Here is a 14,330-nt window from a genome sequence, read left to right as displayed (position 1 = left end):
TTGACAAGTTGCATGCCCGGTCATCGGGCTTTGTGCCAAGAGGTACATCACGTACGAAGGTTTGACCAGCGTCAGCCCGTGAGCATGACTGGCTGCCGCTCACCAGCGGCAAAGCGGCGCAGCACGGCGGGGTAAAGGCGGTGTTCCTGCACCAGCACGCGCTCGGCCAAAGTCTCCGCCGTGTCGCCCGGCAGAACCGGAATGCGCGCTTGCCCAAGGATGGGGCCATCGTCCAAAGCGGCGGTCACCTCATGCACGGTGCAGCCGTGTTCGGTATCGCCAGCCTCCAGCGCGCGGGCATGGGTGTGCAGCCCGCGGTATTTTGGCAGTAGCGAGGGGTGGATGTTGATCATCCGCCCGGCCCAAGCATCGGTAAACCCTTCGGTCAATTTGCGCATAAAACCGGCAAGGCAGATGATGTCGGGCGCATGGGCTTCGAGCGCGGCAGTGAGCGCCGCCTCAAACGCCGGACGATCCTTGCCGAAGGGGCGGTGATCGACCACTTCGGTCGCGATCCCCTGCTCCTGCGCCCAAGCGATTCCGCCCGCATCCGCGTTGTTGGACAGCACCAGACAGGGACGGCCTGCATGGTCGCCGGTCATATCCTCGACCAGCGCCCGCATGTTGGAGCCACCGCCCGAGACGAAAATCGCAACCCGCTTGGTCAAAGCAGAGCGCCGGAATAGGTGACGCCATTGCCTGTCGTGATACGCCCGATTTCGATGGCGGCGTGGCCATCCTCGGCAAAGGCGGCCTTCGCAGCCTCGACCTTATCGGCAGAGACGACGGCAACCATGCCAATCCCAGCGTTAAAGGTCTTGAGCATCTCGGCCTCGGCCATGCCCCCTTCGGCGGCCAGCCATTTGAAGACCGACGGCAAGTCCCATGCGTTGAGGTCAATCTCGGCCGCCAACCCAACGGGCAACACGCGCGGCAGGTTCTCGGTCAGGCCGCCGCCGGTGATATGCGCCAGCGCCGACACGGCATCGGCGCGCAGGGCCGCCACGGCGCCTTTGACGTAGAGCTTCGTGGGTGTCAGCAGTGCACTGCCTAAATCACCTTCGCCCCATGGGCAATCGTCGCCCCAGCCCAGACCGCTACGCTCGACAATCTTGCGCACGAGGCTGTAGCCGTTGGAGTGCACCCCGTCACTCGGCAGCCCCAAGAGCACATCGCCCTCCTTCACATCGCGCGGCAGTTCCGTCCCCCGCTCCATTGCGCCGACCGAGAAACCGGCGAGGTCAAAATCGCCCGCGTGATAGATGCCCGGCATTTCAGCGGTCTCGCCGCCAATCAAGGCGCAACCGGAATCGGCGCAGCCCTGGGCGATGCCTTCGATGATCCGCGCGGCACTGTCGAGCTCAAGCTTTCCGGTGGCGAAGTAGTCGAGGAAGAAGAGCGGCTCGGCCCCCTGACAGACCAGATCGTTGACGCACATGGCGACCAGATCAATGCCGATGCTGTCCACATTGCCGGTGTCGATGGCGATGCGCAGCTTGGTGCCCACACCGTCAGTCGCGGCAACCAGCACCGGATCGGTGAAACCTGCGCCCTTCAGATCGAACAGCGCGCCAAAGCCGCCAAGGCCGGACATAACGCCGGGCCGCGCGGTGGATTTCGCCGCCGGTTTGATCCGCTCTACAAGCGCATTGCCTGCGTCAATATCCACGCCTGCTTCGGCATAGGTGATTCCGTTGTCAGATTTTGTCATGGTCATGGCCCCCGGCGCGCATTTTCCCTTGCGCGCGGAGTTAGAGTATTGCGCCGCCCACTGCAATCATTTGGTGCAGCTAATGTCTTGACGCTCGGCCTGTGGCGTCATACCCAAACGCCCATGGCGGGCCTGTAGCTCAATTGGTTAGAGCAGAGCGCTCATAACGCTTTGGTTGCGGGTTCAAGTCCTGCCGGGCCTACCATACCGCCCCCGCCTTTCGCGCAGACCTCAGCGTTTGGCGCTGACATGCCAGTTCACCTGCATCTCAACGACCGTCTCGCCCGCCTCATTCTGGATGTCGACCGCCACGTCAAAGGCGACTTTTCCGTCCTCTTGCAGCGCGGTCAGCAGCTCGGCCCCGGGGCGCGAGGTTTCAGCGTGGGCCGTCAGCATGCCTTCGGCGATCTTTTTGAATGTGATCTGCCCCATGGCCGCCACGGGGCGCATGTCCATAATCACCGGCGCAATCGCCCCGGCCATGGCGGCACCCGAGGCCGCCTCTCCTAGCGTGAACATCGCCCCTGCGTGCTGCGTGCCGATATGGTTCGAGGTTTCATGCCGCTGCACCAGTTCGGCGCTGGCGGTGCCATCGCCGATCTTGAGTAATTTCACTCCAACATGGGCCGCGAAGGGCACTGCCGAATCGAGATGGGCTTTGATCATGTCATAGGGGGTCATGGCTGCGCTCCGCTTTGATGTTGGTTCACTCTGGCAAAGGCGCGCGCATGGCACAATCATGCCGCCGGGTCACCGTGCAATGACGATATCCGCGCGCAGCCCGCCCAACCGCTCTGATTCTCCAAGCCGAAGCACCCCGCCATGGGCGCGGGCGATGTCAGTGGCGATAGCAAGACCAAGGCCCACGCCGCCGCCCTTGTCCTGATTGCGTGCAGGATCAAGCCGTGAGAATGGGCGCGTCGCCTCGTCGCGGCGTTCTTCGGGAATGCCGGGGCCATCGTCTTCGACGCGGATGCGCAGGGTGCGGTCGCTGAGCATGACCGAGACTTCGGCCTGCGTGCCATAGCGTACGGCGTTGGAAATCAGGTTATCGACCGCCCGACGCATCGCCATTTTACGCAGTTTCACCACGCCATCGCCTCTGCCTTCGGGCGGCAGCAGCGTCACCCTGCGCCCCCCGCGCTGCGCGTCTTCGACGATTGTCCGGACAAATCCATGCGGCTCCACCTTCTCCGGCTCGCCCTCGGCGGCCCCTTTGGCGAAGTTTAGGAACTCATCCAGCATCCGCTGCATGTCATCCACATCGGCCAAAAGCGGCGCGGCATCCTCTTCGTCAATCATCGACAGACCAAGTCGCATCCGGGTCAGCGGCGTGCGCAGATCGTGGCTCACCCCCGAGAGCATCAAGGTTCGTTGCTCAATCTGCCGCTCAATCCGGGCGCGCATATCGACAAAGGCGTTGCCCGCCGCGCGGACTTCGACGGCACCGGTAGGCGTGTAGGGTTCATGCCGCCCCCGGCCAAAAGCCTCCGCCGCACGGGCCAAGCGCTTGATCGGGCGCAGTTGGTTGCGCAGGTAGATCGAGGCGATGAGGCTTAAGAGCACCCCAAAGAACACCGTATAGACGAAAAGCTGATGCGGATTCGAGGCCGAGATCCGCCGCCGTTCAAACTGAATGCGCAGGGGACCATGCACGCTTTCGACATAGAGCACGACAAAATCATCATCGCTGAGGTCGAATGCCTTGATCCCCTCCATGCGGTTTCTCATACGCGGCATCAGCACCCGGCCTGAATAATCGTACCACAGCAGGCTATCCGTTTCGGGCAGCGGGCGATTAGCGGGGGTCACCACAAAATCTAGCGGGCCCGCGCGTGCCTCTACTGCCATTGGGACCGACTGCGCATCGGGCGCGGTACCAACGGCGAGCATCACCAGTTCCAACTCCCGCAGGACCGTGTCGGTCATCTGGCCGGTGACGCCTTCGAAATGCCGCTGAGCAAAAATCACCACGACGACCAATTGCAAAAACACCACTGGTAACAGCAGGATCAACGCGGCGCGTCCGTAGATGCCGCGCGGCACATATCGTTTGAGCCAGGCAAAATTCATGGCTAGACCTTAGCCAGCCCCCTGCCCCAGCGAAAGGTGAAACCATGCTGCCGCCCGACAACTTCGACCCCGAGATTGGCCTTGCCGAAACCTTGGAGCCCGGGCTGCGCCGTATCGTGGCGCCCAACCCTTCGCCGATGACCTATCGCGGCACGAATACCTATTTGTTGGGCGAGACCGATGTGGCAGTGATCGACCCCGGCCCCGACAGCCCCGCACATCTTGAAGCGATCCTCGCTGCGATCCAGCCCGGGCAGCGCATCAGCCATATCATCGTGACCCATACGCATCTGGATCACTCGCCGCTCGCCCGACCGCTGGCCGCGCGCACGGGGGCCGAGGTCTGGGCCTTTGGTGAGGCCACGGCGGGCCGTTCGGCGGTGATGCAGGGGCTGGCCGAGGCGGGGTTGATGGGCGGCGGTGAAGGCGTGGACCACGGGTTTCGCCCCGATCACACACTGGCCGATGGGGATGTACTGAAGGGGGACGGCTGGGCGCTGGAGGTGCTGCACACGCCGGGCCATATCGGCAATCACGTCAGCCTCGCTTGGGGGGATGCCTGTCTGACAGCGGATCACGTCATGGGCTGGGCGACCTCGCTCGTCTCGCCCCCTGATGGGGATTTGACCGATTTCATGTCCTCCTGCGAGAAGCTGGGCGCGCGGCAATGGCGGGTGTTCTACCCCGGTCACGGCGCCCCGGTGAGCGAACCCAACGCGCGACTCGACTGGTTGGTCGCGCATCGTCGCGCGCGAGAGGTGTCGATCCTCGACGCACTGGCTGCCGGACCCGCGACGGCGGAGGACCTCGCTCGCGCCATCTATACCGAAACGCCTGCCGCGCTCTTAGGCGCGGCCACCCGAAACGTGCTGGCGCATCTGGTCGATCTGACCGGCCGGGGGCGCGTGGCCCCAGAGGGCGCCTTGCAGGCAGAGGCGCATTTCACTCTCAACTCATAGGGGAATGCGGGCCTTTCCGTCGCAAAATCGCAACAAATGCCCCATTCTGGGCGCAATCTGGCCCCTTTATGGACCCGAACCGCGCCCAAGCTGGTTGCGGGGGTGAGAGACATCAAACCCCAGCGAGCAGCAAAGGAGCTACCCGATGGCCCGACTTGACAGAACGCCGCAACCGCAAAAACCGAAGCCCGCGCCGAAGCCGAACGGCACCTCGGCCCAACCACCGCAGCGCCCCACGCCGCTGATCACCGACTACGCCAGTCTTTGAACGGCGCTCCCCGCGCACCGGATGGGGCCGGTGGATGGGGGGAACTTTGGGGCCGGACCATGCGTTTGCCGCCTAGAGCAACACGCAAGGAAAGATATGAAACCCCATCCCCCCTCTCACGAGGCTGACCTCGCCCGTCTGCGCCGTTTGGCCGTCAGCATGGACAGCGCCTATAAGCTGCCGATCGTCGGCGTGCGGATGGGATGGGATTCGATTCTGGGCCTGGTGCCGGTGGTGGGCGATACCCTCGCGCTGCTCCCCTCGGCCTATATTCTGAAAGAATCGCACCGAATGGGCGCGCCAAAGGGCGTGTTGGCCAAAATGCTGGTCAACACCGGGATCGACTATGTCATCGGTTCGGTGCCTCTGGTCGGTGATCTGTTCGACATCGGCTGGAAATCGAAGCTGCGCAACGTGGATCTGCTCGAACGTCACCTTACAGACCAAGCCGCCAAGGCACCGCCTATGGGAGACATCGAAGGGCGCATGTCCTCTCATCATCCGACCCTTAACAATTGATCCCAAACGCAAAAGGGCCGCCCGAGGGCGACCCTTTCATTCTGTGTCCGAAGAACCGTGGCTTAGCCGACCAGTTCCAGACCGGAGAAGAAGTACGCGATTTCAACCGCTGCGGTTTCCGGCGCGTCGGAACCGTGAACGGAGTTTTCGCCAACGCTTTCAGCGAATTCTGCGCGAATGGTGCCCTCTGCCGCGTCAGCAGGGTTGGTTGCGCCCATGACTTCGCGGTTTTTTGCGATGGCGTTTTCACCTTCGAGAACCTGAGCAACGATCGGCGCGGAGGCCATGAATTCGCACAGTTCGTCATAGAAGGGACGCTCGGCGTGCACCTTGTAGAACTCGCCCGCCTGCGCTTTGGTCAGGTGGATGCGCTTTTGTGCGACAACGCGCAGGCCAGCGTCTTCGAATTTCTTGACGATGGCGCCGGTCAGGTTGCGGCGGGTTGCGTCGGGCTTGATGATCGAGAAAGTGCGTTCGAGGGCCATTGGCTGTACTCCATAGCGGGTGTTGATTTGCGCGCTCCCTAGCATGGGGTCTGACACATGAAAAGCCGTGATTGACCTTCGGCCCGGCTTGCTCCAAACGGCGTGCATGTTACGCATTTCAGAAATCAACTACTCCGTCGAAGGCCGCCCTCTGTTCGAGGAAGCCTCCGCCGTGATCCCCGAGGGCCACAAAGTGGGCATCGTCGGGCGCAATGGCGCGGGCAAGACCACGCTGTTCAAACTCATCCGTGGTGAACTCACGCTGGACAGCGGCGAGTTGTCCCTGCCGTCCCGCGCCAAGATTGGCGGCGTGGCGCAGGAAGTGCCGTCCTCCGAGACCTCGTTGATCGATACGGTGCTGGAAGCCGACATCGAACGCGCGCGGTTGATGAAAGAGAGCGAGACCGCCGAGGATCCCTCTCGCATCGCTGACATTCAGACCCGTTTGGCCGATATCGACGCATGGTCCGCCGAAGGGCGCGCGGCGTCGATCCTCAAGGGTCTGGGCTTTGACGACGAAGAGCAGCAGATGCCCTGCTCCGCCTTCTCCGGCGGTTGGCGGATGCGTGTGGCGCTGGCCGCCGTGCTTTTTGCCCAGCCCGACCTGCTGCTGCTCGACGAGCCGACCAACTACCTCGACCTTGAAGGCGCGTTGTGGCTGGAAAGCTATCTGGCGAAATACCCGCATACGGTGCTGATCATCAGCCACGACCGCGGCCTTTTGAACCGCGCCGTCGGCGGTATCCTGCACCTCGAAGACCGCAAGCTGACGTATTATCAGGGCCCCTACGACCAATTCGCCCGCCAGCGCGCCGAGAAACGCGCGCTTCAGGCGGCGATGGCCAAGAAACAACAGGCCCGCCGCGATCACATGCAAAGCTTCGTGGATCGCTTCAAGGCCAAGGCCTCCAAGGCGAAACAGGCGCAATCCCGTCTGAAGATGATCGAGAAGATGGATATGATCACCGCGCCCGAGGATGTGGCGCGCAAGGTCTTCACCTTCCCTGAGCCCGAGGAACTCTCGCCGCCGATTATCAACATCGAGAACGGCTCCGTCGGCTATACCGACGACAACCCGGTGCTGACCCGTCTGAACCTGCGCATCGACCAAGACGACCGTATCGCGCTCTTGGGCAAGAACGGTCAGGGCAAATCGACGCTGGCCAAGCTTTTGTCGGACCGTTTGCCGCTGATGGCCGGACGGCAGGTCAACTCCTCCAAGCTGCGGGTGGGCTTCTTTGCCCAGCACCAAGTGGATGAGTTGATCGTCGAAGAGACGCCGCTGCAACATATGATCGCCGCCCGCCCCGGTGTGATGCAATCGAAACTGCGCGCGCAATTGGCGGGCTTCGGTCTTGGCCCGGAGCAGGCCGAAACCGAAGTGGGCCGCCTGTCAGGCGGGCAGAAGGCGCGGCTTTCGCTGCTGTTGGCCACGCTGCACGCCCCGCATCTGCTGATCCTCGATGAGCCGACCAACCACCTTGATATCGAAAGCCGCGAGGCGCTGGTTGAGGCGCTGACGCGCTACTCGGGCGCGGTGATCCTTGTCAGCCACGACATGCACCTATTGTCGCTGGTGGCCGACCGGCTTTGGCTCGTATCCAACGGCACGGTCAAACCCTATGAGGAAGACCTCGAAGCATATCGCAAGATGCTGCTGACACCCGAAAAACCGGTCAGCAAGAACCCCTCGAAACAGCCCAAAGAAGCACCCAAAGTCAAACGCGCCAGCCGCGATGAGGTGCTGGCCCTGCGCAGCGAGGTTCGCAAGGCCGAAGCACGCATGGAAAAGATCAATGAGATGCGCGACAAACTGGCCAAGAAACTGGCCGATCCGGCGCTTTACGAAGACGCCAAGACCGGCGAGCTTGAGGTCTGGAACAAGAAATACGCCGAAGTGATGGAGGCGCTCCACCGCGCCGAAACTCTTTGGATGGGGGCGCAGGAAAAGCTGGAGAAGGCCACCGCCTGATCTTGAAACTCTCATATCAATACAACGCGGGGGTCGCCTAAAGGGCGGCCCTCGTGCATTCTGACAAGGCTGCACCGCGCCAAGGAATACCGATGACCTTCGATACCGCCTATATGATTACCGCCCTCGTCACGATGTTTGTTGTGATCGACCCCATCGCCATTGCGCCTGTCTTTCTGGCGCTGACCCGTGGGATGAGCAATGCGCAGAGGCGCAAAATCGCTTGGCGCGCGGTGGGCGTAGCCGGGTTGATTTTGCTGATCTTCGCGGCCTTCGGCGAAGCGGTGCTTGGTTTCATCGGGATTTCAATGCCCGCTTTTCGTGTCGCGGGGGGCATTTTGCTATTCATAACCGCTCTCGACATGCTTTTTGACCGTCGGACCAAACGGCGCGAGGACCGCGCGGATGAGGATGACCACGACGATCCATCGGTCTTTCCCATGGCGATCCCACTGATCGCGGGTCCCGGCTCTATCGCCTCTGTCATCCTGCTGACGGGTGAGAAACCGGGCGGCGAAGGGTTGCTGACCATTATCGTGATCACCGCACTTACGTTGGTGGTTATGGCGCTGACCATGCAAGTAAGCGGCGCACTTGAGCGCGCGATGGGCAAGACCGGCATCAATATCATCACCCGTTTGCTGGGCATGCTGCTGGCGGCCCTTTCGGTTCAATTCGTGCTCGATGGCCTTGCGGCCTTTGGTTTCGGCCCCGGCCCGACACCCGGCTGACATTTGCCCTCTGCGTTCCTATATCTGGATTAAGGAGGCGAACTTATGGCCGAAATCGACACTGCACATCTGATCTACCTAATTGTCCTGCTCACCATGTTGGCGGGCTGGTTTTTCCTCCAAAATCGTCCCAGCATGAACAAGACGCTGCAACAGGCCGCAGTCTGGGGCCTGATCTTTGTCGGTGCTGCCGCTGGTGTTGGCCTGTGGCAAGACATCACCCGCGACACCGCGCGCCAGCAACTCAGCATCAGCGAAGCAGGCGAGATTATCCTGCCGCGCGGGCGCGATGGTCATTATTACCTGACTGCTGAAGTCAACGGAGCCCCGGTGCGTTTTGTCGTCGACACGGGCGCGTCAGATATTGTGTTGAGCAAGGCCGATGCCGGGCGGATTGGCATCGACCCCGAAGAACTTAACTACCTCGGGCGTGCCGCTACAGCGAATGGTGAAACCCGCACCGCTTTCGTAAAGCTTGACGAAATCGTCGTGGGCAACGCGGTAGATCACAATGTCTCTGCTGTGGTGAATGAAGGCGCAATGTCACAGTCACTTTTGGGTATGGGCTATCTACAACGCTGGGGATGGATTGAGATTAGCGGTGGCGAGTTACGTCTAAGTCGCTGATCCTGCACCTAATTTCCTATCCTCCCGGCATTGAACAATCAAATTCGCCGCAAAATGACGCCGCATTCGCCGCAAATTGGACAGGTTACCGCCGTTTTGCGCGAATATCTGCAAGGCACAACTGTACCCGAATTTGGAGAACTTGCTGTCATGCTATCGAACATTTTATGGGGGTCTTCCTCCTACCAACAGAGTAACAAGCCCCCCAAAGCCGAGAAGGCCGAAAAGACCGAGAAATCGGAAAAGAACCAAAATAGCGCCCCCAAGGCTGAGGCAAAACCAGCCAGCGAACCACAGGCGACGCAAAATAGCGCCGCCGCACAGGAAGCGACCAAATCTCAATCCGTGCAAGCGCCCGCAAAGACCCAAGCGGTGCAGGCTGTCGCGCAGACAAAATCGGTGGAAACAGCCCCGAAGGCGTCAGACGCTGACAGCGAAGCTTTCGCCCGCGCTGCGGCACAGCGTAACGTTGAGAGTGTTCGCACCCGCGCTCTGCTCGATACAATTGCGCCGGTGAATAACAGCGCTGTTAAGGCCGCGAAATCCTACGTCACCAAGGTCGAGCCGCAATCGCAAGACGGCACGGCCAACAACGCTGCATCCGCTGCAAAATCCGCAGTCGACAAAGCGGCCTGATCCGAGATTACGCATTCGAGGGGCGGGAGGCATTTGCCACCTGCCCCTTTTTCAGGTCTCAGCCTTCTTTTCCCAGCGGCCACTCTCTTCTGACCAATATTGTGCCGATGCACCGTCGGACTTCAGCCGCTTCCATAGACCTCGCGCGTGATCCAGTGCCATGGGGTCATGTCCGTCAAACAACACGCAAACCCGTTGCAACGCTGCGGTTTCTTGCGCCGTGACATTGGCACCATGTACCGCCATCAGGCAATCCGCCCGGTTGGGAGTGCTGTCTTCCATCGTCAACAGCACCGGCTGATCTGCATCTTGTGGACCACCAACCATGCCATGTGGCAGGAAGCTGTCTTCGGAAAATGTCCAAAGCGCCCGATCCAGCGCTTCTAGCCCCTCGCGATCCGTCCCGCGCAGGGCCACGCGCCACCCATTGGCGAGCGACTTTTCCAGCAGCATCGTCAGCGTCTCGACCAGAGGTCGCTGGGTCAGGTGGTAGAAGTAAGCCGCTCCCATTTCCGGTTCAGCCCTTCTCGAAGCGGTCGGCGACCAGACGGTTCAGCGCCGCCACGCCCCAGCCGGTCGCGCCTGCGGGGGCCAGCGTGCTCTCGGACTTCAGCGAGGCAACCCCGGCGATGTCGAGGTGGATCCAAGGCGTTTCATCCTTGACGAAACGCTTGAGGAATTGCGCTGCAGTGATAGACCCCGCCGGACGCCCGCCGATGTTTTTCATATCGGCAATCCGGCTTTTCAACTGATCGTCATAGCCTTGCCCCAGCGGCAGACGCCATGCGCCCTCGCCTTCACTCTCGGCGGCTTTCAGGAAATCGTTGCACAGCCCGTCGTCGTTCGAGAAGACGCCAGCGTTTTCATGACCCAGCCCGATAATGACCGCACCGGTCAGCGTGGCCAGATCGATCATCGCCGCAGGTTTGAAGCGGTCCTGCGCGTACCACATGACATCGCAGAGGACCAAGCGACCCTCGGCGTCGGTGTTGATGACCTCCACCGTGTCGCCCTTCATAGTGGTAATCACGTCGCCCGGACGGGTCGCATTGCCCGATGGCATGTTTTCCACAATCCCAACCAGCCCGACGACATTCGCCTTGGCCTTGCGCAGCGCCAGCGTGCGCATCACGCCCGACACCACGCCTGCGCCGCCCATGTCCATGGTCATGTCTTCCATGCCCGCGCCGGGTTTGAGGCTGATGCCGCCTGTGTCAAAGACGACACCCTTGCCGACTAACGCCAGCGGGGCCGCGCCTTCAGCGCCACCTTCCCACCGCATGACCACGACCTTAGAGGGGCTATCAGAGCCCTGCCCGACCGACAAAAGCGTTCTCATTCCGAGCGTTACAAGCTCTTCTTCATCTAGTACTTCAACTTTAAGGCCTAAGTTCTCCATCTCGGCCAGACGTTCGGCAAAGTTGGTCGTCGTCAGGATGTTGGCCGGGGCATTGGTCAGATCGCGGGTCATGAATGCGCCCTCCGCCACGGCCATCAATGGCGCTGCAGCTTCGCGTGCATCCTCAGGCTTGGAACACATCACCTCAACACTGCCCTTACGGGGTTTGGGGGATGATTTATGATCCTCAAACCCATAGTCCCGCATTGCCAAACCAAAGGCCACATCCGTCACCCGGCGCGTGCCTGCGGCGAGCATCAGAAGGTCACTGTCGCCCCGGCGCTTGGCGAGCGCGGCCCCGGCCTTGCGCGCGGTTTTGACATCGGCGCGGCGCGGCATGTGGATTACATCCACCGCCTCTGCTGCCATTCCGGCGGGAAAGCCCATGCTAAGCACATCACCGGGGTTGAGGCTGGTAAAACGATCGCTCTCCACCAGCCGTTGTAATGCGCCCTTGGTCAGCCGGTTCACCCGCCGCGCCCCGGCATCAAGCCGACCCTCAGGTTCAAGAAAGACCGCGACCCGCCCTGAATGCCCTGCGATACGGTCAATGTCGGTCTCAGCAAAGGTGATGGGGGTCAGATCGGTCATGGTATGCCTCGTGTTTGATTTGGCCCAGACCTAGCGCGCCGCGCCGCCCATGGCCAGATAGCAGTTTTCCCGCCCCAAGATTTGCTTTAAGATCCTGTTAAACGCCGTCAGAGCATCTCGGGGGATCAGAGTGGCACGAATTGACCGCTACATGCTGTCGCAACTTCTGGTTATGTTCGGCTTTTTCGCGCTGGTGCTGGTGGCGCTGTTTTGGATCAACCGCGCGGTGGTTTTATTCGACCGTTTGATCGGAGATGGCCAATCTGCATTGGTGTTTCTGGAGTTTACGGCCCTTGGCCTGCCCAAGTTGATTGTCACCGTCCTGCCAATCGCAACCTTTGCCGCGTCGGTCTATGTGACCAACCGCATGTCGAGCGAATCTGAACTGTCTGTCCTTCAGGCCGCGGGGTCCGGTCCTTGGCGTCTGGCGCGGCCTGTCTTTGTCTTTGGCCTTTGCGTGGCGCTGATGATGACAGTGCTGAGCAATTTTCTTGTGCCCATGGCGCAGGGTCAACTTAAGCAGCGTGAGGCCGAGATCTCGCGTAATCTCACCGCGCGGCTGTTGACGGAAGGGACGTTTTTGCATCCGTCGGATGAGGTGACCTTCTATACCCGCGCGATCGATAACGATGGCGTCTTGCGCGATGTGTTTCTGTCGGATCGCCGCAAGGCCGATGAGGGGGTGATCTATACTGCCGCCGAAGCCTACTTGGCCCGCAATGGTGAGAATACGACCTTAATCATGCTCAACGGCATGGCGCAGCGCCTTGATACGGTCCAGAACCGGCTGGCCACCGCCAAATTTCGTGATTTTTCCTTCGATATCTCCCCCTTGGTCGGCAGTGACGAGGCTATTGGCCAGTCGGTGTCTTCAATGGTGACGCCTGCGTTGTTATGGGACTGGGCCGGGGTTGCCGCGCAGGCTGACACAACACAAGGCATCGTTGCCGAAGAATTACATGGCCGCCTTGCGCAGCCCTTGTTCTGTATCGTCGCCGCAATGATTGGTTTTGCCACTTTGATCCTTGGTGGTTTCTCGCGTTTTGGTGTCTGGCGCGAAGCAGTGATCGCCTTTGGCCTGTTGATCGCCATTGACGGGCTGCGGGGTACCTTGGTGGTGCAAATTCGCGAGACTGCCGCCGCTTGGCCGCTTGCCTATCTACCGTCGCTTATCGGGGCGGCACTGACACTTGCGATGCTTTGGCAATCGGCGCATCCGCGCTGGATAAGGCGGCGGCTACGTGGCAAAGGGGCGGCCGCATGATCCTCCATCTCTACTTCGCCCGCCGCTTTTTCATGAGCTTTCTCGTCATCACCGGGGTGCTGGCCGCCTTGGTGATGCTGGTCGATGGTGTGGATCAGGCCCGGCGCTTTGCCGATGATGATGTGGGCTGGGATCAGGTCTTGGGGATGACGCTGCTGCACATGCCGCAGACGATCAATATGATCCTTCCACTGATCATGATTCTTGCCACCGTTGCGTTATTCATCGGTCTGGCGCGGTCTTCTGAGTTGGTCGTGACCCGCGCGGCAGGCCGCTCTGCTTTGCGCGCCTTGATCGCACCGATGGTGGTGGCGCTGATCATCGGCACGCTGGCCGTGGCCATGCTTAACCCCATCGTAGCGGCAACCAGCGAACGGGCGGAGTACCTGACCCAGAAATACCGCTCAAACGGAAGCTCGGCCCTTTCTGTGAGCGACGAAGGGCTCTGGCTGCGCCAAGGCACAGAGGAAGGCCAATCGGTCATCCGTGCATGGCGTACCAACAGTGATGCCTCTGTCCTATATAATGTGACAATCATCAGCTATGACGCCGAAAAAGGCCCGATCCGCCGGATCGAGGCCGAAAGCGCGCAGCTTAGCGGTGGCGATTGGCAGTTGACCGGGGCCAAGATTTGGCCGCTTGCGGCCGGGGTGAATGCCGAAGGCGAAGCCGAGGTACATGAGACGTTGTCGATTCCCGCGTCGCTCACGGTTGAGCGTATTCGGGAAAGCATTGGCCGTGTCGCCGCCGTCTCGATCTATGAGCTGCCTGAATTCATTCGTCAGTTGGAGCAGGCGGGCTTTAGCACGCGACAACATGAGGTTTGGTTGCAGGCCGAATTAGCCCGACCCTTCTTTCTGGTGGCCATGGTTCTGGTTGCGAGCGCATTCACCATGCGCCATACCCGTTTTGGGGGGACCGGCGTTGCTGTGCTGGCCTCGATTTTGCTGGGGTTCGGTTTGTATTTTATTCGCAGTTTCGCGCAAATCCTTGGCGAGAATGGCCAAATCCCAGTGACCCTTGCCGCTTGGGCACCACCCGTGGCCGCCATCTTTTTGGCACTTGGTCTGCTCTTGCATGCGGAGGACGGCTGAC

Annotated in this window: 16 protein-coding genes and 1 tRNA gene; 10 read left to right on the top strand and 7 right to left on the bottom strand. The window is 60.9% G+C overall.

Annotated features, from left to right (window positions below; all coding sequences use genetic code 11):
- Positions 1 to 71: 71 nt before the first annotated feature.
- Together purN and purM are read right to left on the bottom strand one after the other, a co-directional pair.
- The gene (gene purN, locus ACSQ16_RS10945; protein ID WP_243260563.1) at positions 72 to 668 is read right to left on the bottom strand and encodes a phosphoribosylglycinamide formyltransferase; all 597 of its coding nucleotides are present in this window, start codon (positions 666 to 668) and stop codon (positions 72 to 74) included.
- Positions 665 to 1,711 carry a phosphoribosylformylglycinamidine cyclo-ligase gene (gene purM / locus ACSQ16_RS10940; RefSeq protein WP_435988488.1) on the bottom strand — a complete coding sequence of 349 codons (1,047 nt, stop codon included), beginning with the start codon at positions 1,709 to 1,711 and terminating at the stop codon, positions 665 to 667. The genes purN and purM overlap by 4 nt, the downstream gene beginning before the upstream one ends.
- Positions 1,712 to 1,839: 128 nt before the next feature.
- Here purM and ACSQ16_RS10935 point away from each other — a divergent pair.
- Positions 1,840 to 1,916, top strand: a tRNA-Ile gene (locus tag ACSQ16_RS10935).
- Positions 1,917 to 1,942: 26 nt separating this feature from the next.
- On the opposite strand, the gene ACSQ16_RS10930 is transcribed toward ACSQ16_RS10935, so the two are convergent.
- Together ACSQ16_RS10930 and ACSQ16_RS10925 are read right to left on the bottom strand one after the other, a co-directional pair.
- On the bottom strand, positions 1,943 to 2,392 hold the full coding sequence (locus ACSQ16_RS10930) for a DUF4442 domain-containing protein (RefSeq protein WP_243260565.1): 450 nt from the start codon (positions 2,390 to 2,392) through the stop codon (positions 1,943 to 1,945).
- A gap of 69 nt (positions 2,393 to 2,461) precedes the next feature.
- Complete coding sequence (locus tag ACSQ16_RS10925) at positions 2,462 to 3,784, bottom strand: ATP-binding protein (protein ID WP_243260567.1); 1,323 nt, start codon at positions 3,782 to 3,784, stop codon at positions 2,462 to 2,464.
- Between the two features lie 44 nt (positions 3,785 to 3,828).
- Between ACSQ16_RS10925 and ACSQ16_RS10920 the strand changes: the two genes are divergently transcribed.
- The 3 genes from ACSQ16_RS10920 (at position 3,829) to ACSQ16_RS10910 (ending at position 5,530) form a co-directional block, all read left to right on the top strand.
- On the top strand, positions 3,829 to 4,743 hold the full coding sequence (locus ACSQ16_RS10920; RefSeq protein ID WP_243260569.1) for an MBL fold metallo-hydrolase: 915 nt from the start codon (positions 3,829 to 3,831) through the stop codon (positions 4,741 to 4,743).
- Positions 4,744 to 4,888: 145 nt separating this feature from the next.
- Positions 4,889 to 5,011: a hypothetical protein gene (locus tag ACSQ16_RS10915; RefSeq protein WP_269451603.1), complete on the top strand. Its 123-nt coding sequence runs from the start codon at positions 4,889 to 4,891 to the stop codon at positions 5,009 to 5,011.
- A gap of 96 nt (positions 5,012 to 5,107) precedes the next feature.
- The gene (locus ACSQ16_RS10910; RefSeq protein WP_243260571.1) at positions 5,108 to 5,530 is read left to right on the top strand and encodes a DUF4112 domain-containing protein; all 423 of its coding nucleotides are present in this window, start codon (positions 5,108 to 5,110) and stop codon (positions 5,528 to 5,530) included.
- Between the two features lie 62 nt (positions 5,531 to 5,592).
- Here ACSQ16_RS10910 and ndk read toward each other — a convergent pair whose 3' ends face one another.
- Entirely contained in the window at positions 5,593 to 6,015 is a 423-nt protein-coding gene (gene ndk, locus ACSQ16_RS10905; RefSeq protein ID WP_067266630.1) for a nucleoside-diphosphate kinase, read from the bottom strand.
- A gap of 106 nt (positions 6,016 to 6,121) precedes the next feature.
- Here ndk and ACSQ16_RS10900 point away from each other — a divergent pair, with 106 nt between their 5' ends.
- From ACSQ16_RS10900 to ACSQ16_RS10885, 4 genes are all read left to right on the top strand, one after another.
- The gene (locus ACSQ16_RS10900; protein WP_243260572.1) at positions 6,122 to 7,987 is read left to right on the top strand and encodes an ABC-F family ATP-binding cassette domain-containing protein; all 1,866 of its coding nucleotides are present in this window, start codon (positions 6,122 to 6,124) and stop codon (positions 7,985 to 7,987) included.
- A 92-nt stretch (positions 7,988 to 8,079) separates the two neighbouring features.
- Entirely contained in the window at positions 8,080 to 8,718 is a 639-nt protein-coding gene (locus ACSQ16_RS10895) for a MarC family protein (RefSeq protein ID WP_093926131.1), read from the top strand.
- Between the two features lie 45 nt (positions 8,719 to 8,763).
- A complete protein-coding gene (locus ACSQ16_RS10890; RefSeq protein WP_243260574.1) occupies positions 8,764 to 9,345 on the top strand; it encodes a retropepsin-like aspartic protease family protein in 582 nt (193 codons plus the stop codon).
- 150 nt (positions 9,346 to 9,495) lie between these two features.
- Positions 9,496 to 9,981, top strand: coding sequence for a hypothetical protein (locus ACSQ16_RS10885; RefSeq protein ID WP_317406194.1), 486 nt, complete (start codon positions 9,496 to 9,498; stop codon positions 9,979 to 9,981).
- A 51-nt stretch (positions 9,982 to 10,032) separates the two neighbouring features.
- On the opposite strand, the gene ACSQ16_RS10880 is transcribed toward ACSQ16_RS10885, so the two are convergent.
- The gene (locus ACSQ16_RS10880; protein WP_243260576.1) at positions 10,033 to 10,491 is read right to left on the bottom strand and encodes a DNA polymerase III subunit chi; all 459 of its coding nucleotides are present in this window, start codon (positions 10,489 to 10,491) and stop codon (positions 10,033 to 10,035) included.
- Positions 10,492 to 10,498: 7 nt separating this feature from the next.
- On the bottom strand, positions 10,499 to 11,971 hold the full coding sequence (locus ACSQ16_RS10875; RefSeq protein ID WP_317406193.1) for a leucyl aminopeptidase: 1,473 nt from the start codon (positions 11,969 to 11,971) through the stop codon (positions 10,499 to 10,501).
- 130 nt (positions 11,972 to 12,101) lie between these two features.
- Here ACSQ16_RS10875 and lptF point away from each other — a divergent pair, with 130 nt between their 5' ends.
- Together lptF and lptG are read left to right on the top strand one after the other, a co-directional pair.
- On the top strand, positions 12,102 to 13,235 hold the full coding sequence (gene lptF, locus ACSQ16_RS10870) for an LPS export ABC transporter permease LptF (protein WP_243260578.1): 1,134 nt from the start codon (positions 12,102 to 12,104) through the stop codon (positions 13,233 to 13,235).
- Positions 13,232 to 14,329, top strand: coding sequence for an LPS export ABC transporter permease LptG (gene lptG / locus ACSQ16_RS10865; RefSeq protein ID WP_093926125.1), 1,098 nt, complete (start codon positions 13,232 to 13,234; stop codon positions 14,327 to 14,329). The genes lptF and lptG overlap by 4 nt, the downstream gene beginning before the upstream one ends.
- Position 14,330 lies beyond the last annotated feature (1 nt).

This window comes from Sulfitobacter sp. SH24, from assembly GCF_965641895.1.
Taxonomy (GTDB): domain Bacteria; phylum Pseudomonadota; class Alphaproteobacteria; order Rhodobacterales; family Rhodobacteraceae; genus Sulfitobacter; species Sulfitobacter dubius.
Note: the sequence above shows the minus strand (reverse complement) of the source record. Positions and strands in the feature narration are given on the sequence as shown.